The organism is Klebsiella sp. SWET4 (assembly GCF_024296565.1).
Classification (GTDB): domain Bacteria; phylum Pseudomonadota; class Gammaproteobacteria; order Enterobacterales; family Enterobacteriaceae; genus Klebsiella; species Klebsiella variicola.
This window is the reverse complement of sequence record NZ_JANCOB010000009.1, coordinates 36740-61371: the sequence shown is the minus strand read 5'-3', so window position 1 is coordinate 61371 and position 24632 is coordinate 36740. Positions and strand designations below refer to the sequence as shown.

The window sequence follows — 24632 nt, the reverse complement described above, 5'->3', positions numbered from 1 at the left end:
TGCACAACTGTCTATTTCACGGGAACAAACTGCTCACCCTGCCAAAGCGCAACCCGTCCTTTTTTATTCGCCGTGTCCACCTGCGTAAAACGGCGCGATTTACCCGGCATCAGGTAGTAATTCTCTTTACACTCCTTACCGTCGGCGGCCTTCAGGCAAGGGCCGTAGGCGAGGATCCGCAGCGTCGCATTCCCGGTGTTGGTCAGGGAGCCGTTGGCGTACTGAAAGCGGTAATTCACCTGGCGCGGCGCCACCACCAGAATGGTGCCGATGCGGGCGGACGCCGTCGCTACCGCGCTGCGGTTGGCGTTATCGCGCTGGGCATCGCTGAGTGCCTGATCGAACCAGACAATGCGGTAGTAGCGCTCTTTGTCATCCGCCGGGCCTTTGTAGAAGAAACGGATGACATCGCTGGCCTGAGCGGGTAGCAGCAGGCTGGCGGGGGTAAGCAGCACCTCATCCGGTTTATCCATCGGGATAACCTGCCCACCATCCAGCGGGGAAGAGAGCCGTTCGAGATGGATATTGATCAGTCGACCACTGTCTGTGCTGTTCTTGATTGTTTTGCTCAGCGTGCTGCTGCCGCTGTTCATAAAAGATGAGATATCGCCGACATCCAACGCCTGCGCCGGCGACACCCCGACAAGCAGCAGCCCGAGAGCCAGAAGGTGCTTTTTCATAACAATTCCGTCCGTGAAAAAAGCAGGGGGAGCCCCCCTGCTGGTGCATCAGAAGGATCAGCTGGTCCAGGTGGCGTCGAACTGGACGCTGACGTCGCCGCTCCAGATCCCTTCCGGCAGGGTGCTGTAATCGGTCACTGCGGTGGTGCCGTTGGTGGTGCCGCTGATGATGGAGAAAGTGAAACCATCCTGCGCGGTGGTACGGCCGCTGGCGTTGTAGCCATTAGCCAGCGCGCTGAGGTTGCCGCCCAGCACGCCGTTAGCGGTATCGATCATCACGGTATCTCCAGTTTTTTCCACCGCGGCGCCGTTATAATCCACACCCACGCTCAGCGTGGAGCCGGAGGTGTCCAGCTGGGTTAAGGTGTTGGTGATAAGGCGCGAGGTCAGCTTAAAGGCGGTCGCCGTTGCGTCACCCTCAATCGCCACGTCAAACAGACCTTTCTGCGAGTTAAAGCCTTTAATGCCTTCGGCGTACTGGAATGCCAGGCTGCCGAGCGGGGTCACAACCAGCTTGCTGGTGGTGTCTTTTTTAGCGGTCGCCGACCAGGTCGCAACAGCCTGAGCCGTTACGTCAGCAGCCTGCGCCACACCCATACCGGTAAACGCTGTTACCAGAGCTATTGCCAGAACCTTTTTTTTCATCGCTTTTTCATCCTGAGTTGAATTAAGGACATGATGTCCCGGTGAACCATTTAAAAAACAATATTGCCTGGGTGTTACTGAACTAACTTATATATTTTGGAATACAGTTTGGCCTCAGCATTGCGCCGATGGGTATATACTGTCTTCACGCTACAATTTTCAATTCTGGCGATCGATTTCGGCTGCATGCCCTGAGCGGTCATGCGGATTATTTTCATTTCCCGGTCAGTAATTTTATCTTTCTTAATATCTTTGCGGAGAAATCTGCCATTAATTACGTAGGCCAGTTCTTTTCTAATATCGCGACTCAGGCCAACATATACCACGCCGCGAATATTGCTATTGTAATACCAGTAATTTGCTAAGGCTTCTGATTTCCTGGCCGCAATCAATACGACCTGTTTCCCCTTTACCGCGGATAGCCATTCGCTATCGCGCCTGATAAATTCATTTAAAGAAGCCGTATTGAGATTGATAAACACAAAATCCTTTCTAATCTTCTCCTGCGACAGATAAATTAATTCATCGATATCCAGAATGAGTTCGGATAGTCCTTTATAGAAGTAGGAGTCATGGGCAGACCAAATGTACTTATCGGAACAGCATTTATATTCCATATAGTTTTTAACCTCATAGTCCTTGAAGTAATCATTTTTACAACTTCACTGTTTGCCAGGCCTACAAAGTTAACTGGCGTATTCGCTTCCTTTAATAAATCGCCATTAAATAAGACACGCATTACTTATCAATATTTGATAAGCCGGGTTTAATTTTAATTATTTCTGCATGGCGTTGAATTTAAGTTTTTTCCTATGGAGTGTCAACACGCGGACAGGCAATCAATTTCGTGCCTGGGTCAATATTTACAAAAACTGAAAATATCGGATTTTTGAGGAGTGGAAAAAGACATTTATTTTCATGAGGTTATTGGCAATATTACCCTCAATTCTTACTTGTGCTTTATATTACCCAGGATCTTCGCCCTATTATGTTAGGAATATTCTTAATGAGGGGCAGGATGGAGTTGTCAAATAAACCAAATTAACAACAAAATAAAGAATATAAATCTGAATATAAGCAATAACCAGGATGATTTACCAATTCATAAGCCACATGAATAGATTAACCTGCCGCACAAAATAGTTATGCATATGTTAATTCTGCGGAATGATGAATGCTAAACAAAGGTAGAAGCATTATCTATTCGATTAAACAGACCTCATTAGCAAGATAAAACGAGTTTTGCCGATAGGTGCCTGCCGTCACGGGTGCGCCTGCCTTCGCGCCCCCCGAAAGCATAGCCGCTTTTCAAGGCTTCGCCAGCGGTCAGCAAGCCGCGCGGTCGGCCTGTCATCCCCGTCTTTTCCCGCCTGTTCACGCTTTGTTCGCAATACCGTCATCGAAATTTCATATAAAGACCTATTAATAGTGCCCAGTTAATGACGAACCTGGACACTCTTATGAACAGCTCTCTTGCCGCGGTGGCCGAAACTGATTTCCAGCCGTTCACCGATCTCGATGCCGGCCTGCAGCGGAAGGTCTTAAGCGTGCGTAACCTGACTAAAGCCTATCATGCTCAGCACAAGGTGCTGGACGGCATCAGCTTTGACCTGCACGCCGGTGAAATGGTCGGGGTCATTGGCCGCTCCGGCGCCGGCAAATCGACGCTCCTGCATGTCCTTAATGGTACGCACAGCGCCAGCGGCGGTGAAATTCTTAGCTATCCGGAAGTCGGTATGCCACACGATGTCTCAAAGCTGAAAGGCCGCTCACTCAACGCCTGGCGCAGTCAGTGCGGGATGATCTTTCAGGACTTCTGCCTGGTACCGCGCCTCGACGTGCTCACCAACGTCCTGCTTGGCCGCCTCAGCCAGACTTCAACCCTGAAGTCGCTGTTTAAAATTTTCCCCGCCGCCGACCGGGCGCGCGCCATTGCGCTGCTCGAATGGATGAACATGCTGCCGCACGCGCTGCAGCGGGCGGAGAATCTCTCCGGGGGACAGATGCAGCGGGTGGCAATCTGCCGGGCGCTGATGCAAAACCCCGGCATTTTGCTGGCCGACGAACCTGTCGCCTCGCTGGATCCGAAGAACACCCAGCGCATCATGGATGTGCTGCGCGAGATCAGCGAGCAGGGCATCAGCGTGATGGTGAACCTGCATTCGGTAGAGCTGGTGAAGGACTACTGCACCCGGGTTATCGGCGTCGCCAGCGGCCAGCTTATTTTTGACGATCACCCCTCCCGGCTGACGCAGGATGTGCTGCAGCAGCTGTACGGCGATGAAGTTAGCCAATTGCATTAATTTCACTCACACGGGCAACATAATGAAAAAATATATGACTGGCGCAGTTCGTTTATCCGCAGTGGTCGCGGGCATGATGATGGCATGGCAGGCGGCGGCAGCGCAGCCGAAAGAGCTGAATCTGGGCATTCTCGGCGGGCAGAACGCCACCCAGCAAATCGGTGATAACCAGTGTGTTAAGACCTTCCTCGATAAAGAGCTGAACGTGGATACCAAACTGCGTAACTCTTCCGACTATTCCGGGGTGATCCAGGGTCTGCTGGGGGGCAAAGTCGACGTGGTGCTGAGCATGTCCCCCTCCTCTTACGCTTCGGTTTATATCAATAACCCGAAAGCCGTGGATATCGTCGGCATCGCCGTGGACGATAAAGATCAGTCTCGCGGCTATCACTCCGTGGTGATCGTCAAAGCCGACTCCCCGTACAAAACGCTGGACGATTTAAAAGGCAAAGCCTTCGGCTTCGCCGATCCGGATTCCACTTCCGGGTATCTGATCCCTAACCATGCGTTTAAAGAAAAATTTGGCGGAAACGCCGACAACAAATACAACAATACCTTCTCCAGCGTCACCTTCTCGGGCGGCCACGAGCAGGACATCCTCGGCGTGCTGAACGGTCAGTTCGCGGGCGCGGTCACCTGGACCTCGATGGTCGGCGATTACAACACCGGCTACACCACCGGCGCGTTCAACCGTCTGATTCGCATGGATCATCCGGATCTGATGAAGCAGATCCGCATTATCTGGCAATCGCCGCTGATCCCGAACGGCCCGATCCTGGTGAGCAATGCGCTGCCGGCGGACTTTAAGGCGAAGGTCGTGGCGGCGGTGAAAAAACTGGACACCGAGGATCACGCCTGCTTTATCAAAGCGATGGGCGGTACCCAGCACATCGGTCCGGGCAGCGTGGCTGACTTCCAGCAGATTATCGACATGAAACGCGAGCTGGTGAGCGCGCGTTAATCCTGCCTCAACGCCGCCTGCTTGCCCCCAGGGTGAGCGGCGGCGCTACGTTGAAGATCCCCGACGCATGAAGACGACCCACACCGAATTTGAACGCTATTACCAGCAGGTACGCTCGCGGCAAAAGCGCGATACCGTCTGCTGGTCGTTACTCCTGCTGGCGCTCTATTTTGCCGCCGGCAGCGCCGCAGAATTTAATCTGCTGACCATCTGGCACTCGCTGCCCCACTTCTTTGACTATATGGCAGAGACCATTCCGCCTCTGAGTGCCGGTAACCTGTTCGCCGATGTGCAGACCAAAGGCTCGCTGGCCTGGTGGGGCTATCGCCTGCCGATCCAGTTGCCGCTCATCTGGGAAACCCTGCAGCTGGCGCTGGCCTCGACGCTGGTGGCGGTCGCCATTGCCACCATCTTCGCGTTCCTCGCCGCCAACAACGCCTGGACCCCAGCGCCGGTACGCTTTGCCATTCGGGTACTGGTGGCGTTTTTGCGCACCATGCCCGAGCTGGCGTGGGCGGTGATCTTTGTCATGGCGTTCGGCATCGGCGCGATCCCGGGCTTTCTGGCGCTGATGCTGCACACCGTCGGCAGCCTGACCAAACTGTTCTACGAGGCGGTGGAGAGCGCGCAAAACAAACCGGTACGCGGCCTGGCGGCCTGCGGCGCGTCGCCGCTGCAGAAAATCCGCTTCGCCCTGTGGCCGCAAGTGAAACCGCTGTTTCTCTCCTACGGCTTTATGCGGCTTGAAATCAACTTCCGTTCGTCGACGATTCTCGGGCTGGTGGGCGCGGGCGGTATCGGCCAGGAGCTGATGACCAATATCAAGCTCGACCGCTACGATCAGGTGAGCATCACCCTGCTGCTGATCATTCTGGTGGTGTCGGCGCTGGACATGCTGTCCGGTCGTCTGCGCCTGTGGGTACTGGAGGGTAAGAAATGAGCGTCTGGCACATGCAACCGGATATCGCCGCCAGCCGGCGGCAGCATAAACAGCTCTATCAGGTTCAGGGGCGCTACCTGCGCTACGTCGGGCTGGTAGCGCTGGCCTGCGTGCTCTATTACGTCTGGTTTTTTCTGCAGTTTGGCATCAGCGGCGAGCAGCTGACCACCGGTCTGCAGCAGATTGGCCGCTACCTGGCGCGGATGTTCGTCTGGCACGACTTCTGGAACTGGCCGTTCGGCTATTACTTCACGCAAATCGGCATCACCCTGGCTATCGTCTTCGCCGGGACGCTGACCGCCACGGTGCTGGCGCTGCTGCTCTCCTTCTTTGCCGCCCGCAACATCATGCGCGGCGTGGTGCTGGGGACCCTCGCTCTGCTGATGCGCCGCCTGTTTGATGTGCTGCGCGGGATCGACATGGCTATCTGGGGATTGATTTTCGTGCGCGCGGTCGGCCTCGGGCCGCTGGCCGGGGTGCTGGCGATCATCATGCAGGACACCGGTCTGCTGGGACGGCTGTACGCGGAAGGACACGAAGCCGTGGACCGCTCGCCCGGGCGCGGGCTGACCGCCGTGGGCGCGAACGGCCTGCAAAAGCATCGCTTTGGCATTTTTACCCAGTCGTTCCCAACCTTCCTCGCCCTGAGCCTGTATCAGATTGAATCCAACACCCGCTCCGCGGCGGTGCTGGGCTTCGTCGGCGCCGGGGGTATCGGGCTTATCTATGCCGAGAACATGCGCCTGTGGAACTGGGATGTGGTGATGTTTATCACCCTGCTGCTGGTGGCGGTGGTGATGATCATGGACACCCTTTCCGCCTGGCTGCGCCGTCGCTATATCGGCGGCGCCGCGGTGCCGCTGTATCAGGGCGGACGCTAGCACACCTTTGCGCCGGATGGCGGCTTCGCCTTATCCGGCCTACTCGTCCAGGACTGGCTGTTGACTCACCGCCGGGCCTGGGGCAACTGAAACTGCCGGTACTGGCGGCCTCAACATCGCTGAGACGTTCCCGGAAGGCCGGGGGACAGGGGGCGGCGGCGACTGGCCCCCCCCTGTGCGCTCCCTGCGCCACGAAAAACAGAATGCAGAAAAATTAACCGGGAGCGCAATGTGCCCGGAAATAACACAGGAGTGGTAGCCCTGCTAAGCGTAGCGCGAGCAGGGACATTTCCGGTTGCGCCGATATTTCGCCGGGTAGCGGCTGGCGCCTTACCCGGCCTACTCGTCCGGCTCCGACTGTCTGTAGGCCCGGCAAGCACAGCGCCGCCGGGCGATGGCATCAGGCACGGAGCTGCTTTTATGCCGGGTGGCGGCTGGCGCCTTACCCGGCCTACAGGGCTTATCCGGCCTGGAACGGCTGAACCCGAAGAAATATTTATCCGCTCCGCTATTCCAGCCGCCAGCTCAGCACCGGCCAGCCATATCCGGCACCCGCCGCCTGCAGCTGCGGACAGGGATTGACCAGCCGCACGCGATCCGCATGCAGGCACAGCGGCAGATCGTTAATGGAATCGGTATAGAAAGTCACCTCGCCGTCATACTGCGGATGCGCCTCGCGCCACTGCGCCAGACGCGCCACCTTCCCCTGCTGATAGCTGGGGATCCCGGCAATGACTCCGCTGTAGCCGCCGTCGACCATCGCCACGTCAATGCCCAGCGCCTGATCAATCTCCAGCGCGGCGGCCACCGCCTGCACCAGCAGGCTAACCGAGGCGGAGATAATCAGCATCTGCTCCCCCTCGGCCCGCAGACGACGAATGAGCTCCCACGCCTGCGGATAGACCCGGGGGAGGATCGCCTCGCGCACGCAGCGGGCCACCAGCGCATCAACGTCCGACTTCGGTATTCCGGCCAGCGGCGCCTGGATCAGGGCCACATAATCGGCGATATTCATCTCTCCCCGGTCATAATCCGCCATTAGCCGCGCCTCGCGGGCAAGATACCCCTTCTGCGTCGCCAGCCCTTCGCGAACCATAAACTGGCTCCAGACCGTACTGCTATCGCCCTGTATCAGGGTGTTATCGAGATCAAAAATCGTCAGCGTGTTGCCCATGGTACTTTCCCTTACTGGTCAAAATAAGCTGCCGGGAGCATGCGTAAAAAAGATGACAGGAAAATGAACCGGACGCCAAAGCGCCCGGCTCGCCATCAGCCGGCGCGGACCTTCGCGGTGCGGAACACCAGCACGATCCCACCGATGATCGCCACCATACCGACCATCGCCGCCGCCGACAGCCGGTTGCCCAGCAGCAGATAATCCAGTAGCGCCGTGATCACTGGCACCAGATAAAAGAGGCTGGTGACATTGACAATATTTCCCGCGCTCAGCAGACGATACAGCAGCAGCTGGGCGACCACCGAAATCAGCAGCCCGAGAAACAGCACCGGAATAATCAACCCGGCGTTAACGGTAAACTGGAAGCCGCTGACCGGGGCAATCAGCAGGCACAGCCCCAGACTGACGGCGTACTGCAGCGGCAGGACATCCGCCGGCGCCTGACGGCTGCGCTTTTGCCACAGCGCGCCAAAGGTCATCAGCAGCAGAGCCGCCAGCGCAAACAGGATCCCCACCATCGCCATCGGCGAGGCCGCCAGGCTGCGCCACACCAGCAGCACCAGCCCCGCCAGGGCAATCAGCAGCCCTGACAGCCGCCGCCCCTGCAGGCGACGCTCCACCACGCAAAGCGTAAGGATGGGCTGGATCCCCATGATGGTGGCGATAAGTCCCGGCGTCACACCGTTAGCCATCGCCTCGAAGTAACAGACCGAATAGCCGCCAATCAGCATCAGGCCGGTGGCCGCTGTCTGCAGGCGGGTGCCCGGCGCGGGTAGCCAGCGCCGACGGACGATGGCCAGCGGCGCCAGCGCGACCAGGGCAATCAGAAAACGAAAGACCAGCAGCGCCATCGGCGAAGCGTTGTCCAGTCCCCAGCGGGTGAAGATGGCCGCGCTGCCCCACAGCAGCACAAAAATGGCCGTTGTCGCCTGCGAGGCGAGCAGAGAATAGCGAACGTGCATAGCATGCTCCAGAACGTCAAACACAAGGTATCAAGCGTCATACCGGCAGGTAAGCGCCTGCTAAAGACGGCGTTAAGCGTCGAAAACAACCCGGTCTGGAGGGGGAGGCGGTGGGCAGAGCGTGGTGAAGCAATGATGAAGCGCAGACGTCATCCACCCCGCGTCGAAAGCGGCGCCGGGCAAAGTCTCACCAGAGATGGCGTAATGCGTCATGGAATGCCTCGTGAAATGTTTAATCAGAATCCTGGCACAGGCCGTTCGGAAGTGACAACTGCCTTTTATGGGTGATCTCTCGCCTGATTGTTTATTTTTAATCGTAAATAAACGTAAAGGCGGCCTCGGCTTATTCAGCCGTTCTTTTTAATCGGCTATAAAACAAAGCAGTCTGCTTGCTACTTCGAAAATAACGATATGAAGCCAAAACTGACGCATGCTCTCTTTTTAATTCCTTTTTTGTTGTTGGCAGGATGCTCCTCCTCACCGAAACAGGCAAAGAACACAAAATCTCATGCGGATATGACCATTGACGGCGGATCGGACGATCTGATCCCGGTGGTGGCGGCCCTGCATGATCAGATGCACACCTGGCAGGGAACCCCCTATGAATGGGGCGGTACTGAACAAAGCGGCGTCGACTGCTCGGGTTTCGTCTGGCGCACGTTGAAGGATCGCTTTAACCTGCCGATGGAGCGGATCACCACCCGCGAGCTGCTGCACATGGGCGTGCGGGTCAATAAGCGCGATTTACGTCCCGGCGATCTGGTTTTCTTCCGCACCCGGGCCGGGATGCACGTTGGCTTTTACGATACCGATCATAATTTCCTTCACGCCTCGAGCAGCCAGGGCGTGATGCGCTCTTCGCTGGACAACCCTTACTGGGAATCGGCGTTCTATCAGGCGCGTCGTCTGCCGAAGGAGTATAACGCGCAGATCACCATGAACAGCGACACCCTGCATCTGGCGAAGAATCGCCGCTAAAAAAAAGCCGCAGCCAGGGCTGCGGCGGGTGGTTCTGCGGTTAATCAGAACTGGTAGGTCATACCCAGCGCGACGATGTCGTCATCGTTGATGCCGAGTTTGTTATCGCTTTTCAGCTGGTTGATTTTGTAATCCACGAAGGCGTTCATGTTTTTGTTGAAGTAGTAGGTCAGGCCCACGTCAATGTAGTTAACCAGATCTTCGCTACCCACCCCTTCGATATCCTTCCCTTTCGACAGCACATAGCCGAGGGACGGACGCAGACCGAAGTCGAACTGATACTGCGCCACCGCTTCAAAGTTCTGCGCTTTGTTGGCAAAACCGCCGCTGATCGGGGTCATTTTGCGGGTCTCAGAATACATGGTCGCCAGGTAGATATTGTTGGCGTCATATTTCAGGCCGGTCGCCCAGGCTTCCGCTTTCGAACCCTGGCCGCGGGCCAGCAGGTTCTGATCGTTGGTACGGTCGGAGCTGGTGTAGGCCGCGCTGACGGCGAAGTCGCTGCCGCCGAAATCATAGCTTAATGAGGTGCCAACGCCGTCGCCGTTCTGTTTCTTCGCTTCACGGCCTTCGTTTTTACCCTGGTACTGCAGGGTCATATCCAGACCATCCACCAGACCGAAGAAATCGGTATTGCGGTAGGTCGCCAGGCCGCTGGCGCGTTTGGTCATAAAGTTATCGGTCTGGGCAGAGGAATCGCCGCCGAATTCCGGGAACATATCGGTCCAGGCTTCCACGTCGTACAGGGCGCCAAGGTTACGACCGTAATCGAAGGAGCCGTAGTTCTTCAGCTTCACCCCGGCGAACGCCAGACGGGTTTTCTGGCTGGAATCGCTCTCGGTTTTGTTACCGGAGAATTCAGATTCCCAACGGCCATAGCCGGTCAGGTCGTCGTTAATCTGCGTTTCGCCTTTAATACCGAAACGCACGTAAGTCTGATCGCCATCTTTGCTGTCATAATCGCTGAAGTAGTGCATGGCTTTGATCTTGCCGTACACATCCAGTTTGTTCGCGTTCTTGTTATAAACTTCCGCTGCCTGCGTCGCTGTTGAAGCCACAAAGCCCATCATCATTAATGCCAGAGTACTCTTTTTCATTATTCAGTCCTGGTGATTTATTTATACGCGCTATTCAATTGCGGGCGCTCGCCCATCAAAAACAGGAGGTTTTTTAACGCCGGGAGATTAAATATTTATGACAAGGTGGAACTTTTTATAAAAAAGAGTATTTAAATGTATCTGACATATTTTTGTCACATCCCCTCTCCAGAATGCCCGATCCCGCGCAATAAAATGGCGCGCCCGCCGCCCCGGGTGTTGGCAAGCGGGCCGACTCCTGCTACAACATCAGCTCGATATCGATATTCCTTTTGAACGGCAGAGAATCATGAGTGAAAGCCAGACGCTGGTGGTAAAACTGGGCACCAGTGTTTTAACAGGCGGGTCCCGCCGCCTGAACCGCGCCCATATCGTTGAGCTCGTGCGCCAGTGCGCACAGCTGCACGCCATGGGACACCGTATTGTCATCGTGACCTCCGGGGCCATTGCCGCCGGGCGCGAGCACCTTGGTTACCCGGAACTGCCCGCCACCATCGCCTCCAAGCAGCTGCTGGCGGCGGTGGGACAAAGCCGTCTGATCCAGCTGTGGGAACAGCTGTTTTCTATCTATGGCATTCACGTTGGCCAGATGCTGCTGACCCGCGCCGACATGGAAGACAGAGAACGGTTCCTCAACGCCCGCGACACTCTGCGCGCACTGCTGGATAACAGCATCGTCCCGGTCATTAACGAAAACGACGCCGTCGCCACCGCGGAAATCAAAGTGGGCGATAACGACAATCTCTCCGCACTGGCCGCGATCCTCGCCGGAGCGGATAAGCTGCTGCTGTTAACCGACCAGCCAGGCCTGTTCACCGCCGACCCGCGTAGCAACCCGCAGGCGGAGCTGATTAAAGACGTCTACGGCATCGACGACGCGCTGCGCGCCATCGCCGGCGACAGCGTCTCCGGACTCGGCACCGGCGGCATGGGCACCAAGCTGCAGGCCGCGGACGTCGCCTGCCGCGCGGGGATTGATACCATCATCGCCGCTGGCAACCGCCCGGACGTCATCGGCCACGCGATGGAAGGCCTGCCGGTAGGCACCTGCTTCCACGCTCAGGAGTCTCCGCTGGAGAACCGTAAGCGCTGGATCTTCGGCGCCCCGCCGGCCGGTGAACTGACCGTCGATGCGGGCGCGACTCAGGCGATCCTCGAAAGAGGCAGCTCGCTGTTGCCAAAAGGCATCAAAATCGTCAGCGGCAACTTCTCCCGCGGCGAAGTGATCCGCATCCGCAATAGCGAAGGACGCGATATCGCTCACGGCGTCAGCCGCTACAACAGCGATGCGCTGCGCCTTATCGCCGGCCAGCACTCGCAGCAAATCGATGCCATTCTGGGCTACGAATACGGCCCGGTGGCCGTCCACCGCGATGATATGATCATCCGTTAAGGAGCTGAAAATGCTGGAACAAATGGGCATTGCCGCCAAAGCGGCCTCCTGGCAGCTGGCGTTACTCTCCAGCCGGGAAAAGAACCAGGTACTGGAAAAGATCGCCGATTATCTGGAAGCGCAGACCGACGATATTCTGCGCGCCAACGCGGAAGATTTAGCCGAAGCTCGCGCCAATGGCCTGAGTGAAGCGATGCTTGATCGCCTCGCGCTGACCCCGGCGCGTCTGAGCGGCATCGCCAACGATGTGCGCCAGGTGTGCAATCTGGCCGATCCGGTCGGCCAGGTGATCGACGGCGGGCTGCTGGACAGCGGTCTGCGTATTGAACGTCGCCGCGTCCCGCTGGGGGTGATTGGCGTGATTTATGAAGCGCGACCCAACGTGACGGTCGACGTCGCCTCCCTGTGTCTGAAAACCGGCAACGCAGCGATCCTGCGCGGCGGGAAAGAGACCTGGCGCACCAACGCCGCCACGGTGAAGGTGATCCAGCAAGCGCTGCAGGAGTGCGGTCTGCCGGCCGCCGCGGTACAGGCCATTGAGAGCCCGGATCGCGCGCTGGTGGGCGAAATGCTGAAGATGGATAAATACATCGATATGCTGATCCCCCGCGGCGGCGCGGGCCTGCACAAGCTGTGCCGTGAGCAGTCAACGATCCCGGTGATCACCGGCGGGATTGGCGTGTGCCATATCTTCGTTGATGAAACCGCCGAGATCGCCCCTGCGCTGAAGATCATCGTCAATGCCAAGACCCAGCGGCCGAGCACCTGCAATACCGTGGAAACGCTGCTGGTGCACCGCAACATCGCCGACACCTTCCTGCCGGCGTTGAGCAAGCAGATGGCCGAGAGCGGCGTCACCCTGCATGCCGCCCCTTCCGCCCTCCCCACGCTGCAGAACGGCCCGGCGAAAGTCGAGCCGGTGAAAGCGGAGCAGTATGACGACGAGTATCTGTCGCTGGATCTGAACGTCAAAGTGGTGGCCGATATGGATGAGGCTATCGCCCATATTCGGGAACATGGCACCCAGCACTCCGACGCCATCCTGACCCGCACCCTGCGTAACGCCAACCGCTTTATCAATGAAGTGGACTCTTCCGCCGTCTACGTGAACGCCTCCACGCGCTTCACCGACGGCGGCCAGTTCGGCCTTGGTGCGGAGGTGGCGGTCAGCACCCAGAAGCTGCACGCCCGCGGCCCGATGGGGCTGGAAGCGTTAACCACTTATAAGTGGATTGGTTTCGGCGACGATACCATTCGTGCGTAAATGAGAACGGGCGATGCAAAAATAGGCAGTTGATTCCACTGGCTATTGACGCATCGCCCGCTAAGTTCTAACCTTTTGCCTCGTGATTCACGCTCGTGAACACCTCTTGCAGGGCCGATATAGCTCAGTTGGTAGAGCAGCGCATTCGTAATGCGAAGGTCGTAGGTTCGACTCCTATTATCGGCACCATCACGTAAAAATCCTTATAAATCAATAAGTTAGACTTAAAAATCTGCCTTTTATTCATCTATAAGAATCGGTAAATCATCCCTCATAACTGCCGTTATGGTTGATATGGCAATTGGGAATGTTAACTGTAACGGCCTGTAGTTGTACAGCTCGAACAGGTACAAGCTCAACTCGAAGCCTATGACGTTGCCAGCGTCTCTAATCAATCCCACAACTTTTAACTGTTCCACACTTAGCGCGGTGTCCCGTTACAGCCTGTCGTGATGACACGCCACGGATAAACGAGCAAATGATGGGAATCCTAACCAGTCCGGGAAAGGGGCTGGCTCTCTCGTGGTGTTCACCGTGCCATAAACGAACGGTACTCGATAAGAGAACGGTTAACTGAAAGATGCGCATAAGGCGCTTGTTATGGTGTCCCATCACGGCGCTAAATGGCTGCTATTGTCTTGAAATCACTCATGCCGATTCAATCAGGTGAGCCAATGCCAGCAATCTCAAGCGCTGCTCTGATAATCCGCCCAATTTGTAACGTCCCGCAAGTTCATAACCTACTCTGTCCAGCTTCTGTAGCATTGGGACAGGAATATTCAGGGCGAGATTTTGAGTTAACGGAATTGCATCCCCTTGAGACTTCAGAGGATTACACGGATAAAGCGTCATTCAAGCCTCCTGAGCATCTCACCGATTGCCAGCGTTAAACGCTGGTCTTCTGATACCACACCTTGACCAATCTGTTCAGAAAGCTTTTCCAGCTTTGTGATAAGCGATGGATGCAGCGTCATCAGAAGATTACAACTTACTTTCTGACCATATTCATTGAAGAGTTGATTCATTTACAGCCCTCCCATCGACTGAGCAACTTCAGCCGCTTCTGAGGCTGCTGTTATGGCTTTGTTTCGTTTTGTCTGTGCTTCGAGGATTCGTACAGTTGCATCACGCTGCAAGCGGGTGACCTTTGAAGAAGCCGCTTTCAGAATCCCGTCACAGAACGCTTTATGCTGGTTACTCATAGCGCTGGTGGCCTTAACGTAATCAGCGGGATTGATACCTATAGCTTCACAGAAAGGCTGTACAGCGTCGATGGCAGTCACTGTATGGCGTTGCATTAACTGAGCCTGTAAAGCAGCAATCTGAGCCTTGTAGGCGGCCTCAGTGACTTTGTTAGTCATTACCCACCTCATCGGCGACAATCACAGACAGATAGGATTCAAGCGATTTAATTCCCGATAACGCTTCTTCAGCCTGTTTCACCAATACGTTGTGAGCATGGATAGCCTTATTTACCTTATTCGCTTTCTCAGTGATTCCTGCATCAACAAATTTCTCAGCGGCTTTCTTACATGCCTTTTCAATCTCAGCAAGCGGGTTATGTTTTGGTGACTGCTGTAATGGTACAAACTTGATAAATCCAGCGCCCATCTCATACACAACGTAATTCTCATTCATCATGTTCTGAATAATAGTCTGTACCATCGCTGGGTGTGTAACCTGTCGGATTCGGAACCCGTAATCTTCGACTGGCTGAGACATTAGCTGCTTAGTCTTGACAGCAATAAGAGTATCTTTATTCAGGCTGTCTGCGTTGTAAATATCCTTTGCATCTTCGATATTTTCCAGTGCAGCTTTAATTTGGGGGATGAAATGTGATTCGATTTTAATTCGTTTCTGTGTAGGACTATTCATTATTAACGCTCTCGTGAAATTCAGATACAAAAATACACCACACAGGCCGTCTTTTACGTAACCCGTGTAGTGTCATCTGGAATGTGTAAGGGGTTGGCTAACCTGTCCCCGAGGAAGGGATGCCACAGGAAAGCCATTAATTTGTTAGGAAATCAATCCAATACATAAATGTTAACATGTTGTTAAATTATGTCAAGGGGTTTCAGTTTTCTGACAAATAGCCTTAATGATTTCATACCGTCTGGTTTTAGTCATCATACGAGGCGGGGTGTAATCGGTGGGGGATGTAATTCCTGTTAATTCGGAAAGACCCTTATATTGCATGTAGAACCGATGTGCCTTTTCAACTACGACAGTAAAGTATTTCTTTCTTTTTTTCATTCATGTTAATACCCCTGAAACAGGAAAGGCCACCCCCCATGATAAAACCTGAGAAAGTGACCTTCCAGCTATTCTCATCTATCTAAGACCCTGTTGACCGATTTTGATAAATGAGCATTACTGTATTATTATCATACGAAACTGTGTTTTTGTCCAGTAGTATTTTGTTATTGCAGTAATTGATGAATGGTTATTATTGGCGGGAGGGATGGGATTGCAGAAATACATATTTAGCACTTTTTGCTATTGACGGATTTTTTACGATTGATATAATGCATTAAGACCTTTACAGATTACCTTTAAAGTTTCTGATTATCACTAATTGAATACTACAATAAGAAAATGGCTTACGCCAAAAGCCATTAAAATCTTATTATCTCTTCAAAGATACTTAATCAATACCTTTAAAGATTACTGTTAAGATGTGGAATCACCAATCAAGGAATTATCCTTTCAACATTCGCATGGCTTCGCGTTGTCATGCTTCTTGCTTTCGCCTTGTAATCTATTCAGATAGCCTATCAGAACCCCTGTATGCCATTCTGAAGCGTTCCCAATATCAACCATACATTCTCCCCTCAAGGCCCATCATAAGCCCTCAGAGAGCGCTAAAATAGCTCAGGTTACAATTGCATCAAACCATTGCGTTTGATATAATAATCAACCTGTTAGAGATGAGTTCTCTTTGAGTTGTGGGAATATCTGGTGTCGTTGCTTAAGCCCCCGTTGAGTCGGGATAGCTTGAGAGTTCAACTAGTCCAGCCATATCTAAAGAGATTTATCAAATGGCAGACATTCACAATAAGAGTGAATACTAAACAACCCCAAATTGTTGAGTCACCTCACCCTACAGCAATATTGTGAATTGCAACTTTTCAGACTTTCCCATCTGTTAAGCCATAGGCAATCCATCACGGTGAAAAGGGTTCCTTCCCATCAAGCGTTAATCGCTGGTGGGCTGAATGATTTTCCACACCGGAGACTGGAAGAATGAAACCTACTGTACAGACATCAAACCGATTTTTGTTTCTTACCGGAAACGAAGACTTCACCATCCGAAAAACTGCTGCGGCAAAGATTGCCAGAGCACGCGGTCAGCGTTTCTTTGTTCACATCTGCAAGAGACATGGTGCTAGTGAACATTATTCAAGCTGCATGGCTTGTGTTGAATGCCAGAAACAATGGTACAGGGATAACGGTAAGCATAAGCCGGATCCAGACATCAAACCTTTCATCTCAGTTTACCCACTGGTTAAGATGACTTTCAGAGGGTTACAATTCCCTCAGATATTCTCCTAAGGGCCTCTCAATGGATGACGAAAAATTACACACCTACCTTAAAGCTATTGGTATGGGGTGCTTTGTGACGTATTACAGCAAGTTTGCCAACACAACCATTTCACGTGCTGACCTCATTGAACTGCTGCATACTCAGGAAGGATACACAGAAAAAAGCTGTGGGAGCCGCACCAGTAAAGCGAGAGCAATCATTTCCGCAGGGGCAAGTGAAGAAGCATTAAGGCTAATTATTGCGTCTAATCGTGTGAACGATGATTTAAGAGATGAGGCTAGAAAATTACTGATGAAAATTTTTCCGTAAAATCAGGGTGTCACTCGTTATTTTCGGCCTTCATTGATTACTGGAACATATCTGTGAAGGTCTGGAAGATTTGATGAGCAGATGAATACCTGCTTAGAAGGCGAACCTGAGAAAGTAGCGGTTAACAAGCAATTTCTCAACATATCTACAATGAAATCAATCAGAAAGCCCCGCACAAAGCAGGGCGTGACTCTTCACCAGTTAAATTAAGCTAATTCTTTGAGGCTCTTACTGACCTTTGCCACCGTTGCCCTTGAGCAATTCACCGTGTCCATTACGTCAGTGTAGGACATACCAGCCTGTAACAGCTTGGCTATTCTCTCATTACGCTGTGTGTCCTCTGGACGGCCTTTGTACTTACCGTCTGATTTGGCCTTTACAATGCCCTGAGCCTGTCTTCTCTTACGGTCTGTGTAATCCTTTCTGGCGATAGCGGCGAGCATGTCCAACATCATCCCGTTTAGCGCCTCAAGCATTCTGCTGGTGAACTCATCACCTGACTGAATAAGCTGGTGGCTTGTTGGCAGGTCTAAGGCAACCACTCTCACACCTTTCTCATTAATCAGTGACCGTAACTTGTTCCAGTCTTCACCGCTCAAACGTGACAGGCGGTCTACCTGCTCCACTAAGAGAACATCTCCCTTCTGCGCAATCTCAAGCAGTCTGAACAACTCAGGACGCTGTAGAGATGCACCTGATTCATTCTCTGTGAAGTAGCTTGAAATAGTCATACCGTTGGTTGTAGCGAACTCATCCAACTGACCTTTGGCGCGTGTTGCGTCTTGCTGAATGGTGGAAGCTCTGAGGTAAGCATAGACACGTGAAGTCATGATAGTGAACCGTGGCAGTCTGTTTAAGATGGTTCAATTATAACAGTCTGTTTTACATGGTTCAATAAATCGTTTTTGGGGTGAACTGGTTCAGTAAATCGGTGCTTGTTGAGGTATACCTTAACCAGACTGGAAACAGTGTGTAAATTACCAGTAAGTTCACTGTAATCACCACAGAACAGAAAAATGGCTTGAGGTCAGGGCTGGCAAGCCATCGAAGAAGAAAATATGGGGTGTGAGAAAACTGTTAATCACTGTTAAAACAATGAATAATCATTCAAATTAATCAGTACCTGCGGGCTATTGATGTATAACTATGCACTTTTCAGGAATGAAAAAGAAAGGCCGTCAGATAATAGCGGCCTTAACCTGATGTCAGACAGGAATGTTAAAGTAGTGGCAAAGCGCATTAGTTAGTAAAGCAGGAGCGGCTGCACCAGCGATTTTAAGCCCTCCAGTGAAAGCCTTTCCCGTAATCTTACCAATCCAAGACCCAAAGCCCTTTTCAACCTCATCTTTTGAAGTCGGTTTAGCAGTCTGTTTAACAAGCTGCTCCAACTCTTTGACATCAGCATCATCAAGCCCCTGCTCTTTTAGCTGACGCGCAAGGGAGTTAAAATCACCTGAAGTAATACTGTTCTGTTGGTGAATATCTCCGGTATTGCCAGCACCAATAGCACCAGCATTATGCACGTTGCCGTTAAAGTTATTAATATTGTTAACAGTCATTGTTGCCGCCTCTCTTTTCTCTACTTGTGAGAATAATAAACCTTCACCTAAAATCCCTTTACTTTCCAGCAATAAAGACCAGTCAAGAATACGGGAGCGGATATTTGAAAGGATTTTGGTTAAAATTGAAGGGCTGATACACCACGCTATGCGCGAACTACTTAAAATATATCTTTGCAAAAACTCGCGAGCGTCTTTTGGAATGTCACAAAAAAGCCAATCTTCACTTTTTGAATATCGAGATATCTCTGACACTGTGTTAGTAATATAGATAGTAGTTAATTCTTTATAAGTTTCAGAATCAAATCCGCTAATAATTTGACACGGAACCCACTCTTTACTATCTTGATTTAATGTTCTAATGGGGATGTCATTAAATATTCTGTAGGCAGGAAGATATGCAATGTCAGAGTAAGAATTAAGTTCATATTCAATCCAGTCAGATATATCTTTCAAGCCCAACTTCACTGAAATCATTTTTGCTCGCGATAGCAAATCTTCGATGTCAGTTGAGTTTGAGCTTGCCATCTCTTGAAGTTTTAGCACTGGTGAGTTGTTCATAGTCCATTGCTCGGCATGTAATCGAAGATACATTTTAATCACTCCGACCAGAGTTTGTAACCAATCTTTTCTCCCGCTCTTCAGAAGGGGGCATCTGTCAGACATAGAGTTACAGCTTTAGGCTAAAGGTCAAGTTACAGGTCAAAATTGACCTTTTCCACGTACTGAGCAAGCTCTTTGAGTGAAGCCCCTTGACTGTAAGTCTTGAAAGACTCTGTACTCCCCCTCTCATGACCTACAAGAAGCGCTATCCGGTCTTCAGGCACTTTGAGGCGGTCAAGCTCAGTGATGAACATACCACGCAATGAGTGAAAGACTTTCCTCTCCGTTTCCTTCTCGCCTAAAGCCTTTCTCTTTGCTCTGGTGAATTGCTGTGTATGCCATGTAGAGCGCTTACCATCAGCCCTGTCTGTTAACGCTGCATGTCTGAAAAGAAACTTATCCGTATGGTTTTGAATCAGCGTGTCAATAAGTCCGTTAATTGAAGGATGAATGGGAACCAATCGGGCAGCATTCTTTGTTTTGCCTTTTGAGATGCGTAAACACCTTACGTTTTCCTCGGTAACAATATCATCAGTGGTAAGGCTACAAATTTCATTCAATCTCATCCCTGAATAAAGGCCAATTAAGGTAACCTGTTTCATTTCCTCATTGAGTAACCTAAAGACTTTGCTTAACTCAGAAGTAAGGAAAGGTTCATAACTATCATGTGAACTTTTGGCCTCTAACCTGTGCCCTCTAAAGGGATTATCTTTAGGTGCATCGTGATAACGATTCTTTGCAAAATCGAATAGTTGAGCTAGTGCGCTTATATAATTTTGTAGCGTTTGAGTTGCTTTCTCTTTTTTCAGTTGGTCAAGCCATCCGGTTACTACCGTTCTGTTAATATCCTGAAGCTGTGAATCACGCTGTTTAATGTGAGAAAGAATTAACTCAACGGCTTTAGTTATCTTTGATAGCGTTGTTAGTTTGCGTTTATCGCTATATTTCAGCAAATAAAGGTCACGTATTTGTATCAGTGTAGGACAGCGCTCAATATTAGCCCCGTAATTCACTGGTGATTCCTTTGCAAAGTTGCTGATACCACGTAGTTCATTGATTATCTGCTCAACCTTTGAGCCGTTTTGTTTTGGCTTAAGCTGTTCCCTTAGCTTGATGAACTCTACCGCTACAGCATCCCTGAAAAGCCTTGCTTGCCTGATATCTTTGGTGGCTGTGGATTTCATGTAGTAGCGCTTACCGTTGAAGTAAGGCTTCATGTAGGACGGTATAACGATTCGCACCATGTAAACCCCGCAATGGTCGAGAATCAGATATCTGTCACGCTTGTAAGTCATGTAAACCCCTGATATTTTGTCGGGGCAGTTTCAGGGTTGATATATACCTTTTGTTGCTGGTGAAAAGTCTAATTAACTAAGTTTAATCAATCGGTTAGCTAGGCTTTGTAGATAATTCATTAGAGTCTGCGAAGGTCGTAGGTTCGACTCCTATTATCGGCACTCACACAACAAAACCCATTAAAAACAATAAGTTAAATAGTAGCTCTCTCTCAAGTTACGATCTTCTTTTAAGGGATTGTATGACCAACAGTTGCCGCTATGGTTAACAGTGGCTACTCAGGGATGTTAGCACGTAGCGGCCTGTAGTTGTAAAGCTCGAACAGGTACAAAGCGTGAACAGTCCACACGAACCGCTATCAACTCGAAGCTGATGACGCTGCCAACGTCTCTAAATCCTCCCGAAACAGATTGATCACACGCATTTAAGCCCAATGTGTGGCCGTATGAGCCACGTAAACAGGTGAATAGTGGTAAACGTACCTGCACACGACATGCAGGCTCTGCCAGCGCTTCGCTCACGCTCTGAAAGGTACACGAGCACCCTGATAAGGTGTGATCCTTCTGAACACTGATGTAGTCGCCTTGACCTGCTCCCCACAGATTGATGCATATAGATGTTAGTAACGTCCGCTTCACGCCCTGAGACATTCGACAAGCTTTTTACGGCATTAGTAAGGGAGATTTTCACTCTTCCAGTGCCAGAAAGTATCTCGCTTCGTCGTACCGGGTTTTGGTCTTCCAGCAACGGTAAATGATCCTTATCCATTTGAATGCTTGAGCCCGGATGAATGCTATCGGAACGACCGTCGAGAATCTGTATCTGCGGCACCTCGAAAATGGATGCCTACCGATGTTCTCTGGTACAGGCAAGAAAGTCGATAGAGTAGAAATGTACAATACAACAGCCACGACAATACAAATCGCCCGATGAAATTCATCAGGCGTTATAAGGCTGAAAAGTTCCTACCTGTTCTTTGATTAGTGAATTTACGCCTAATGGAGCAGTAGATCATTGAGGAAACGTCGCGCGCGCGGATGTTGTGGCGCGGTGAAGAATTTATCCGGATCAGCCTTTTCCAGTATTTGTCCCTGATCCATAAACCAGATCGTATCGGCTACGTCACGCGCAAAGTTCATTTCATGAGTCACGCACATCATGGTCATCCCTTCCTGCGCCAGCCCGCGCATCACGCTCAGCACCTCGCCGACCATCTCCGGGTCGAGTGCAGATGTCGGTTCGTCAAACAGCATGACAGGCGGCTTCATCGCCAGCGCCCGGGCGATAGCCACCCGCTGCTGCTGGCCGCCGGAAAGCTGTGCCGGATAAACGTCGGCCTTGTGCGATAGTCCCACCCTTTCCAGCAGTTCCCCGGCATGACGTCGGGCTTCCGAACGCTTCTCGCCGAGAACTTTCACTGGCGACATCATGATATTTTCCAGCACCGAAACGTGCGGAAACAGATTGAAACTCTGGAAGACAAAGCCGATTCTCGTACGCAGTTGGTTCAGCCTGGTGCTCGAGCCATGAATATCGACGCCGTCAAACAGGATCTGTCCCTTTTCGATGGGCTCAAGACGGTTGACCGTCCGGATTAACGTCGATTTGCCGGATCCGGAAGGACCGCACACCACCACCACTTCACCGCTTTTTATTTCGGCGCTGACGTCGGTCAGGGCCTGATATTCCCCGTACCATTTATTCACCTGATTGAACAGAATCATCGGTCGCATGGTTGCTCCTTATTGAGTTTGTGATGGTGATGGGTCGAGAACCAGCGGCATGACCGGCTTTCCCATAGCGGACTGTGCACGTTGCCTCCTGCTGGCAATACGCAGCTCCAGGCGATTGGCCAGCCACGTCAGGCTAAAATTAATGATGTAGTAGCTCAGCGCTACGATGGCAAAGACCTGGAACGGTTTTGTCAGCAGCTGATTACTGACCTGGTTGGCCGCATAGGTCAGCTCCGGAACGTTAATAACGTAGCCGAGGGTACTATCTTTGATAATCGACACCAGTTGACTGACCAGACTTGGCAGCGCGTTGTACAACGCCTGCGGTAGAATCACCAGGCGCAGAGCCCGCACATGCCCCATTCCCAGCGCACGGGAGGCTTCATATTGCCCTGAAGGCAGCGCCTGGATCCCGCCGCGCACAATTTCAGCGATGTAGGTGCTCTCGTAGATAACCAGCGTACACAGCATCGTGCTGAAGCCGCTAATATTGTGGCCAATCAGCAACGGCACGCAGAAATAGGTCCAGAACACCACCATCATCAGAGGAATACCGCGTAGCAGATAGATCCAGCAGGTGACCGGCCAGCTCAGCCAGCGCCACGGAGAGAGGCGAGCGAGGCACAACAGCACGCCGACCGGGAAGGCGAACAGCACTGCCAGCAGCGACACCAGCAAGGTACACAGCACACCGCCAAGCGGACCATCAGGATATTGCCCCATCAGCAACAACAGGCCGTTATCATGCAGAATCGTGAAAAAATCAAACATACATATTACCTCGCATACGCGCGCTGAAAGCGACGGGCCAGCAGCGCCCCCATCCCCATCAGCAACAAAGAGAAGGCCAGGTAGCCTACCGTCGCCACCATATAAGCTTCGAAGGTACGGAAGGTCTGGTTTTCAATATCGCGCGTTACGTAAGTCAACTCGGTGACGCCAATGACCATTGCAAGGCTGGTATTTTTAAACAGCAGCACGGTGTGGTTAATCACCGATGGCAACGCATTACGGATCCCTTGTGGCAGAATCACCAGCCACATGGCGCGCAAATATCCCATTCCCAGCGCCCTCGCCGCTTCATTCTGGCCTTCGGGGATGGCACGCAGACCGCTGCGGATGTCTTCAGAGAAATAGGCCGCCTGGCACAATCCCAAGGCGACCAGCGAGAACAGAAACTCCGCATTCATCTCGTTGACCCACATCTGCAACGACTCGGGCAGCAGCGTCGGAATCGCGAAATACCACATCATCAGTTGAATAAGCGTTGGTACGTTGCGGTGGTAGGATACATACGCCGCGACCAAAAGCTGCGCGAAGCGCTTGTTGCTCAGGCGGATCATAACCAGCACCAGCGCAATAAACATGGCCAGCAGCCATGCACCCAACGCCAGTTCCAGAGTGACGACGGTGCCATCAATAATCATCTGGCCGTAGTGGCCAGTCATCACGTTACTGAAGTCGAGTGCCATATATCCTCCTCGTTTGCCGTCATTCAGGACTCACGGTCACCAGGACGCATCGTGGATAGACCACCGGGTACCTGTAGCGTCGGCGTGACCTCAATATTGCCGATGTTGACTGCCACCGGCGCGGCGAGCGCAAAGGCCACGCAGTCGGCGATATCTTTTGCTTCCGGCAGCTCGAAACCATCGATAAAGCGACGGCGGGCCTCTTCATGATCGCCGGATACGTTACCGAATATCTCCGTCGCCACCCGCCCCGGGCAAATTTCGGTAATTCGTACCCGCTTGCCATAGCAATCGACGCGCAGCTGACGCGACAGCGCGTGCACTCCTGCTTTGGTGGCGTGATAGATGGAATTGCCATTGAAGTTATAAATCGCAGCGATGGAGGTAATATTAATGACGTGACCGCAGTCGCGCGCCACCATTCCCGGTACCAACAGACGACACAGGTGCAGCACGGCACGCAGGTTGACATCCACCTGGGTGTTGACCCAGTCGGCCTCGGCATCGAGAATCGATCCCGGATGAGAAACGCCGGCGTTGTTCACCAGAATATCGACCTGCAGACCCTGGCACAGTGCGGTCAGCGCCGATAGATCGCCGACGTCGACGGCGTGGGGAATGCAGCCAGTTCTGTCCGCCAGGGCGGCAAGCTGTTCATGGCGACGCGCGACCGCATGGACCTCAATGCCTTCCTGACAAAGGCGTTCGACAATCGCTTCCCCCATCCCAGCGGAAGCGCCGGTCACCAGGGCCACTTTATAATCTGAAAATGGCATATGAGCCTCTCCTGTTGCGGCAGACCGATCTGCCTTTGACGTTGTTTTTCTGACTG

The 24632-nt window shown here is 52.4% G+C and carries 25 protein-coding genes and 1 tRNA gene; 9 read left to right on the top strand and 17 right to left on the bottom strand.

Annotated elements, in window-relative coordinates; all coding sequences use genetic code 11:
* Nucleotides 1-11: 11 nt before the first annotated feature.
* The 3 genes from NKJ21_RS19400 to NKJ21_RS19390 all read right to left on the bottom strand — a co-directional run bounded on the left by NKJ21_RS19400 (nucleotide 12) and on the right by NKJ21_RS19390 (nucleotide 1942).
* The gene (locus NKJ21_RS19400; RefSeq protein ID WP_008805316.1) at nucleotides 12-680 is read right to left on the bottom strand and encodes a fimbrial chaperone EcpB; all 669 of its coding nucleotides are present in this window, start codon (nucleotides 678-680) and stop codon (nucleotides 12-14) included.
* A gap of 57 nt (nucleotides 681-737) precedes the next feature.
* The gene (gene ecpA, locus NKJ21_RS19395; protein WP_023297107.1) at nucleotides 738-1325 is read right to left on the bottom strand and encodes a common pilus major fimbrillin subunit EcpA; all 588 of its coding nucleotides are present in this window, start codon (nucleotides 1323-1325) and stop codon (nucleotides 738-740) included.
* A 74-nt stretch (nucleotides 1326-1399) separates the two neighbouring features.
* Nucleotides 1400-1942 carry a helix-turn-helix transcriptional regulator gene (locus NKJ21_RS19390; RefSeq protein WP_008805314.1) on the bottom strand — a complete coding sequence of 181 codons (543 nt, stop codon included), beginning with the start codon at nucleotides 1940-1942 and terminating at the stop codon, nucleotides 1400-1402.
* An 843-nt stretch (nucleotides 1943-2785) separates the two neighbouring features.
* Here NKJ21_RS19390 and phnC point away from each other — a divergent pair.
* The 4 genes from phnC to phnE (NKJ21_RS19370) all read left to right on the top strand — a co-directional run bounded on the left by phnC (nucleotide 2786) and on the right by phnE (NKJ21_RS19370) (nucleotide 6410).
* Nucleotides 2786-3628 carry a phosphonate ABC transporter ATP-binding protein gene (gene phnC / locus NKJ21_RS19385; RefSeq protein WP_239270545.1) on the top strand — a complete coding sequence of 281 codons (843 nt, stop codon included), beginning with the start codon at nucleotides 2786-2788 and terminating at the stop codon, nucleotides 3626-3628.
* A 22-nt stretch (nucleotides 3629-3650) separates the two neighbouring features.
* Entirely contained in the window at nucleotides 3651-4589 is a 939-nt protein-coding gene (phnD, locus tag NKJ21_RS19380; protein WP_032691132.1) for a phosphonate ABC transporter substrate-binding protein, read from the top strand.
* Nucleotides 4590-4656: 67 nt separating this feature from the next.
* Entirely contained in the window at nucleotides 4657-5529 is an 873-nt protein-coding gene (gene phnE / locus NKJ21_RS19375) for a phosphonate ABC transporter, permease protein PhnE (protein ID WP_012968864.1), read from the top strand.
* Entirely contained in the window at nucleotides 5526-6410 is an 885-nt protein-coding gene (phnE, locus tag NKJ21_RS19370) for a phosphonate ABC transporter, permease protein PhnE (protein WP_012968865.1), read from the top strand. The genes phnE (NKJ21_RS19375) and phnE (NKJ21_RS19370) overlap by 4 nt, the downstream gene beginning before the upstream one ends.
* A gap of 508 nt (nucleotides 6411-6918) precedes the next feature.
* Here phnE (NKJ21_RS19370) and NKJ21_RS19365 read toward each other — a convergent pair.
* Together NKJ21_RS19365 and NKJ21_RS19360 are read right to left on the bottom strand one after the other, a co-directional pair.
* Entirely contained in the window at nucleotides 6919-7584 is a 666-nt protein-coding gene (locus tag NKJ21_RS19365) for an HAD family phosphatase (RefSeq protein ID WP_023322122.1), read from the bottom strand.
* A 95-nt stretch (nucleotides 7585-7679) separates the two neighbouring features.
* Entirely contained in the window at nucleotides 7680-8549 is an 870-nt protein-coding gene (locus tag NKJ21_RS19360; RefSeq protein ID WP_225386835.1) for a DMT family transporter, read from the bottom strand.
* A 411-nt stretch (nucleotides 8550-8960) separates the two neighbouring features.
* Here NKJ21_RS19360 and NKJ21_RS19355 point away from each other — a divergent pair, with 411 nt between their 5' ends.
* On the top strand, nucleotides 8961-9527 hold the full coding sequence (locus NKJ21_RS19355; protein ID WP_004222859.1) for an NlpC/P60 family protein: 567 nt from the start codon (nucleotides 8961-8963) through the stop codon (nucleotides 9525-9527).
* 44 nt (nucleotides 9528-9571) lie between these two features.
* Here NKJ21_RS19355 and phoE read toward each other — a convergent pair whose 3' ends face one another.
* A complete protein-coding gene (gene phoE / locus NKJ21_RS19350) occupies nucleotides 9572-10624 on the bottom strand; it encodes a phosphoporin PhoE (RefSeq protein ID WP_008805307.1) in 1053 nt (350 codons plus the stop codon).
* Between the two features lie 289 nt (nucleotides 10625-10913).
* Between phoE and proB the strand changes: the two genes are divergently transcribed.
* The 3 genes from proB (at nucleotide 10914) to NKJ21_RS19335 (ending at nucleotide 13470) form a co-directional block, all read left to right on the top strand.
* Nucleotides 10914-12017: a glutamate 5-kinase gene (proB, locus tag NKJ21_RS19345; protein WP_008805306.1), complete on the top strand. Its 1104-nt coding sequence runs from the start codon at nucleotides 10914-10916 to the stop codon at nucleotides 12015-12017.
* Between the two features lie 10 nt (nucleotides 12018-12027).
* On the top strand, nucleotides 12028-13281 hold the full coding sequence (gene proA, locus NKJ21_RS19340; protein ID WP_022065078.1) for a glutamate-5-semialdehyde dehydrogenase: 1254 nt from the start codon (nucleotides 12028-12030) through the stop codon (nucleotides 13279-13281).
* Nucleotides 13282-13394: 113 nt separating this feature from the next.
* A tRNA-Thr gene (locus tag NKJ21_RS19335) sits at nucleotides 13395-13470 on the top strand.
* Between the two features lie 459 nt (nucleotides 13471-13929).
* Here the strand turns inward: NKJ21_RS19335 and NKJ21_RS19330 are convergent.
* Genes NKJ21_RS19330 through NKJ21_RS19315 form a run of 4 tightly spaced genes read right to left on the bottom strand, consistent with a single transcriptional unit; the run spans nucleotide 13930 to nucleotide 15156 of the window.
* Nucleotides 13930-14133 (bottom strand): hypothetical protein, encoded by a 204-nt coding sequence (locus NKJ21_RS19330; protein WP_254733160.1) that lies wholly within the window; start codon nucleotides 14131-14133, stop codon nucleotides 13930-13932.
* Complete coding sequence (locus NKJ21_RS19325; RefSeq protein WP_012967825.1) at nucleotides 14130-14306, bottom strand: hypothetical protein; 177 nt, start codon at nucleotides 14304-14306, stop codon at nucleotides 14130-14132. The genes NKJ21_RS19330 and NKJ21_RS19325 overlap by 4 nt, the downstream gene beginning before the upstream one ends.
* On the bottom strand, nucleotides 14307-14642 hold the full coding sequence (locus NKJ21_RS19320) for a hypothetical protein (RefSeq protein ID WP_012967826.1): 336 nt from the start codon (nucleotides 14640-14642) through the stop codon (nucleotides 14307-14309).
* On the bottom strand, nucleotides 14635-15156 hold the full coding sequence (locus tag NKJ21_RS19315) for a hypothetical protein (protein ID WP_254733158.1): 522 nt from the start codon (nucleotides 15154-15156) through the stop codon (nucleotides 14635-14637). The genes NKJ21_RS19320 and NKJ21_RS19315 overlap by 8 nt, the downstream gene beginning before the upstream one ends.
* Before the next feature lie 1690 nt (nucleotides 15157-16846).
* Here NKJ21_RS19315 and NKJ21_RS19310 point away from each other — a divergent pair.
* On the top strand, nucleotides 16847-17137 hold the full coding sequence (locus tag NKJ21_RS19310; protein WP_032453058.1) for a hypothetical protein: 291 nt from the start codon (nucleotides 16847-16849) through the stop codon (nucleotides 17135-17137).
* 206 nt (nucleotides 17138-17343) lie between these two features.
* Here NKJ21_RS19310 and NKJ21_RS19305 read toward each other — a convergent pair whose 3' ends face one another.
* The 7 genes from NKJ21_RS19305 to NKJ21_RS19275 all read right to left on the bottom strand — a co-directional run bounded on the left by NKJ21_RS19305 (nucleotide 17344) and on the right by NKJ21_RS19275 (nucleotide 24576).
* A complete protein-coding gene (locus NKJ21_RS19305) occupies nucleotides 17344-17967 on the bottom strand; it encodes a recombinase family protein (RefSeq protein ID WP_254733156.1) in 624 nt (207 codons plus the stop codon).
* A 375-nt stretch (nucleotides 17968-18342) separates the two neighbouring features.
* Entirely contained in the window at nucleotides 18343-19257 is a 915-nt protein-coding gene (locus NKJ21_RS19300; RefSeq protein WP_254733154.1) for an abortive phage resistance protein, read from the bottom strand.
* Nucleotides 19258-19391: 134 nt separating this feature from the next.
* Entirely contained in the window at nucleotides 19392-20594 is a 1203-nt protein-coding gene (locus NKJ21_RS19295; protein ID WP_254733152.1) for a tyrosine-type recombinase/integrase, read from the bottom strand.
* A gap of 996 nt (nucleotides 20595-21590) precedes the next feature.
* Nucleotides 21591-22328, bottom strand: a complete 738-nt coding sequence (locus NKJ21_RS19290) for an amino acid ABC transporter ATP-binding protein (RefSeq protein WP_020316552.1) — start codon at nucleotides 22326-22328, stop codon at nucleotides 21591-21593.
* Between the two features lie 9 nt (nucleotides 22329-22337).
* Nucleotides 22338-23099, bottom strand: coding sequence for an amino acid ABC transporter permease (locus tag NKJ21_RS19285; protein ID WP_004222855.1), 762 nt, complete (start codon nucleotides 23097-23099; stop codon nucleotides 22338-22340).
* Nucleotides 23100-23104: 5 nt separating this feature from the next.
* Nucleotides 23105-23800 (bottom strand): amino acid ABC transporter permease, encoded by a 696-nt coding sequence (locus NKJ21_RS19280; protein ID WP_004222853.1) that lies wholly within the window; start codon nucleotides 23798-23800, stop codon nucleotides 23105-23107.
* Nucleotides 23801-23823: 23 nt separating this feature from the next.
* Nucleotides 23824-24576 carry an SDR family oxidoreductase gene (locus NKJ21_RS19275; protein WP_119867118.1) on the bottom strand — a complete coding sequence of 251 codons (753 nt, stop codon included), beginning with the start codon at nucleotides 24574-24576 and terminating at the stop codon, nucleotides 23824-23826.
* Nucleotides 24577-24632 lie beyond the last annotated feature (56 nt).

Excerpts from the sequence above, each read along its gene's own strand:
- NKJ21_RS19400 (WP_008805316.1), bottom strand. The coding sequence starts at position 680 with ATGAAAAAGCACCTTCTGGCTCTCGGGCTGCTGCTTGTCGGGGTGTCG.
- ecpA (WP_023297107.1), bottom strand. The coding sequence starts at position 1,325 with ATGAAAAAAAAGGTTCTGGCAATAGCTCTGGTAACAGCGTTTACCGGT.
- NKJ21_RS19390 (WP_008805314.1), bottom strand. The coding sequence starts at position 1,942 with ATGGAATATAAATGCTGTTCCGATAAGTACATTTGGTCTGCCCATGAC.
- phnC (WP_239270545.1), top strand. The coding sequence starts at position 2,786 with ATGAACAGCTCTCTTGCCGCGGTGGCCGAAACTGATTTCCAGCCGTTC.
- phnD (WP_032691132.1), top strand. The coding sequence starts at position 3,651 with ATGAAAAAATATATGACTGGCGCAGTTCGTTTATCCGCAGTGGTCGCG.
- phnE (WP_012968864.1), top strand. The coding sequence starts at position 4,657 with ATGAAGACGACCCACACCGAATTTGAACGCTATTACCAGCAGGTACGC.
- phnE (WP_012968865.1), top strand. The coding sequence starts at position 5,526 with ATGAGCGTCTGGCACATGCAACCGGATATCGCCGCCAGCCGGCGGCAG.
- NKJ21_RS19365 (WP_023322122.1), bottom strand. The coding sequence starts at position 7,584 with ATGGGCAACACGCTGACGATTTTTGATCTCGATAACACCCTGATACAG.
- NKJ21_RS19360 (WP_225386835.1), bottom strand. The coding sequence starts at position 8,549 with ATGCACGTTCGCTATTCTCTGCTCGCCTCGCAGGCGACAACGGCCATT.
- NKJ21_RS19355 (WP_004222859.1), top strand. The coding sequence starts at position 8,961 with ATGAAGCCAAAACTGACGCATGCTCTCTTTTTAATTCCTTTTTTGTTG.
- phoE (WP_008805307.1), bottom strand. The coding sequence starts at position 10,624 with ATGAAAAAGAGTACTCTGGCATTAATGATGATGGGCTTTGTGGCTTCA.
- proB (WP_008805306.1), top strand. The coding sequence starts at position 10,914 with ATGAGTGAAAGCCAGACGCTGGTGGTAAAACTGGGCACCAGTGTTTTA.
- proA (WP_022065078.1), top strand. The coding sequence starts at position 12,028 with ATGCTGGAACAAATGGGCATTGCCGCCAAAGCGGCCTCCTGGCAGCTG.
- NKJ21_RS19330 (WP_254733160.1), bottom strand. The coding sequence starts at position 14,133 with ATGACGCTTTATCCGTGTAATCCTCTGAAGTCTCAAGGGGATGCAATT.
- NKJ21_RS19325 (WP_012967825.1), bottom strand. The coding sequence starts at position 14,306 with ATGAATCAACTCTTCAATGAATATGGTCAGAAAGTAAGTTGTAATCTT.
- NKJ21_RS19320 (WP_012967826.1), bottom strand. The coding sequence starts at position 14,642 with ATGACTAACAAAGTCACTGAGGCCGCCTACAAGGCTCAGATTGCTGCT.
- NKJ21_RS19315 (WP_254733158.1), bottom strand. The coding sequence starts at position 15,156 with ATGAATAGTCCTACACAGAAACGAATTAAAATCGAATCACATTTCATC.
- NKJ21_RS19310 (WP_032453058.1), top strand. The coding sequence starts at position 16,847 with ATGGATGACGAAAAATTACACACCTACCTTAAAGCTATTGGTATGGGG.
- NKJ21_RS19305 (WP_254733156.1), bottom strand. The coding sequence starts at position 17,967 with ATGACTTCACGTGTCTATGCTTACCTCAGAGCTTCCACCATTCAGCAA.
- NKJ21_RS19300 (WP_254733154.1), bottom strand. The coding sequence starts at position 19,257 with ATGAACAACTCACCAGTGCTAAAACTTCAAGAGATGGCAAGCTCAAAC.
- NKJ21_RS19295 (WP_254733152.1), bottom strand. The coding sequence starts at position 20,594 with ATGACTTACAAGCGTGACAGATATCTGATTCTCGACCATTGCGGGGTT.
- NKJ21_RS19290 (WP_020316552.1), bottom strand. The coding sequence starts at position 22,328 with ATGCGACCGATGATTCTGTTCAATCAGGTGAATAAATGGTACGGGGAA.
- NKJ21_RS19285 (WP_004222855.1), bottom strand. The coding sequence starts at position 23,099 with ATGTTTGATTTTTTCACGATTCTGCATGATAACGGCCTGTTGTTGCTG.
- NKJ21_RS19280 (WP_004222853.1), bottom strand. The coding sequence starts at position 23,800 with ATGGCACTCGACTTCAGTAACGTGATGACTGGCCACTACGGCCAGATG.
- NKJ21_RS19275 (WP_119867118.1), bottom strand. The coding sequence starts at position 24,576 with ATGCCATTTTCAGATTATAAAGTGGCCCTGGTGACCGGCGCTTCCGCT.